The sequence below is a fragment of the Hyphomonas sp. genome, from assembly GCF_040882205.1.
In the GTDB taxonomy this organism is placed as follows: domain Bacteria; phylum Pseudomonadota; class Alphaproteobacteria; order Caulobacterales; family Hyphomonadaceae; genus Hyphomonas.
In genome coordinates, this window is sequence record NZ_JBBEBT010000007.1 from 1 (window position 1) to 1,505 (window position 1,505).

Here is a 1,505-nt window from a genome sequence, read left to right on the forward strand (position 1 = left end):
CCTGATAGACCCGCCCTGAGGTCTCGCGCATGACTGGCTTCTTCACCCGCGCCGCCACACCGGTGGACATGGACGCCGTCGCCGCACTCAGCGACGAAGCCTTTGGTCTTGCCTTCAACTCGAAAGATGAAAGCCGGCTCATCCGCCAGCTGCACGCGGATGGCGACAGCCTCCGGTCGCTCGTGGCGGAGGATGACGATGGATACATCGTCGGTCATATCTAATTCTTCCGTATCCTGATCGACGGCCAGCCGGTTGCTGCCGGTCTCGGGCCGATGAGCGCAAAGCCCGGCTTGCAGAAATCCGGCATCGGCAGCTACCTCGTGCGCACAGGGCTCGAAGAACTCGACACGCTCGGCGAAGCGTTTGTCTTCGTGCTGGGACATGCGGACTACTATCCGCGCTTCGGTTTCGCGGCAGAAACCGCGCGGCCTTTCGCGGCCCCCTGGTCTGGCCCGCATTTCATGGCCATCCGCCTCGCCGAAGGCGGCCCGGCCACCGGCACGCTCACCTATCCCAGGGCAGTCTCAGGCTGAAAGGCCATCTTCATGCAGATCACGCCCATCGAACTTCTTGGTCTCGTTGCCGGGTTTTTCGGCACGTTCGCCGCCGCGCCGCAGGCGCTGAAGATCATCCAGACCCGGCAGGCGCGGGGCGTGTCGCTTGTTACGTATCTCTTTGCCGCGACCGGCGGCATCTTGTGGGGCTTGTATGGTTGGCTGGAAGTCGCCCCGAGCATCATTTTCCGGAATGGTGTTTCGCTCCTGATGTGCGCATCCATCATCTGGCTGAAGCTGCGCGGCGCCGGCAAGCGCGGTTGACCAAACTGTCCCGGGCTGGCAGCGCCTTTTTATGCCACGCTACAAACTCCTGCTCGAATACCATGGCGGCCCTTACCAGGGCTGGATGAAGCTGCCGGCAATACCGACGGTTCAGGCCGCGCTGGAGGAAGCCGCCGCGAAGCTGGACGGAGCGCCGGTCGATGTGATCGGCGCCGGGCGAACGGATGCGGGCGTGCATGCAACGGGGCAGGTGGCGCACATGGACCTCGCGCAGGACCGCCCCGACAAAGTCGCCGATGCGATGAACTTCCATCTGCGTCCGCACCCCATCGCCGTGTTGAAGGCCGAGCGCGCGGCGGATGATTTCCACGCCCGCTTCTCCGCCGCGGCGCGCCGCTACCGCTATGTCATCCTCAACCGGCGCGCCGATCTCACGCTTGAGCGCGGCCTTGCCTGGCGTGTCGCAGCGAAGCTCGACGCTGCCGCAATGCACGCGGCGGCGCAGCTGCTGCTCGGCAACCATGACTTCACCACCTTCCGAGACACGGCCTGCCAGGCGGCAAGTCCCGTGAAGACGCTGGACCGGCTGGACGTGGCGCGCTTCGGCGACCGGGTCGAGATCACCTGCAGCGCGCAGAGCTTCCTTCACCGGCAGGTGCGGTCGATGGTGGGCAGCCTTGTCGAGGTCGGGCGCGGTTTCCAGGAGCCGGAATGGATCCGCGA

4 protein-coding genes are annotated in these 1,505 nt (G+C 65.2%); all 4 read left to right on the plus strand.

Features of this window, described 5'->3' with window-relative positions:
- The first annotated feature begins 29 nt into the window (after positions 1-29).
- Entirely contained in the window at positions 30-224 is a 195-nt protein-coding gene (locus tag WEA77_RS00230) for a hypothetical protein (RefSeq protein ID WP_368065864.1), read from the plus strand.
- Positions 225-275: 51 nt separating this feature from the next.
- Positions 276-536, plus strand: coding sequence for a GNAT family N-acetyltransferase (locus WEA77_RS00235; RefSeq protein WP_368065865.1), 261 nt, complete (start codon positions 276-278; stop codon positions 534-536).
- Between the two features lie 12 nt (positions 537-548).
- Positions 549-821, plus strand: coding sequence for a SemiSWEET family sugar transporter (locus WEA77_RS00240; protein WP_368065866.1), 273 nt, complete (start codon positions 549-551; stop codon positions 819-821).
- A 31-nt stretch (positions 822-852) separates the two neighbouring features.
- Positions 853-1,505: tRNA pseudouridine(38-40) synthase TruA (truA, locus tag WEA77_RS00245; RefSeq protein ID WP_368065867.1), on the plus strand; the 653-nt coding region annotated here is incomplete at its 3' end.

Coding starts and splice junctions, on each gene's coding strand:
- WEA77_RS00230 (WP_368065864.1), top strand. CDS start 30: ATGACTGGCTTCTTCACCCGCGCCGCCACACCGGTGGACATGGACGCC.
- WEA77_RS00235 (WP_368065865.1), top strand. CDS start 276: ATGAGCGCAAAGCCCGGCTTGCAGAAATCCGGCATCGGCAGCTACCTC.
- WEA77_RS00240 (WP_368065866.1), top strand. CDS start 549: ATGCAGATCACGCCCATCGAACTTCTTGGTCTCGTTGCCGGGTTTTTC.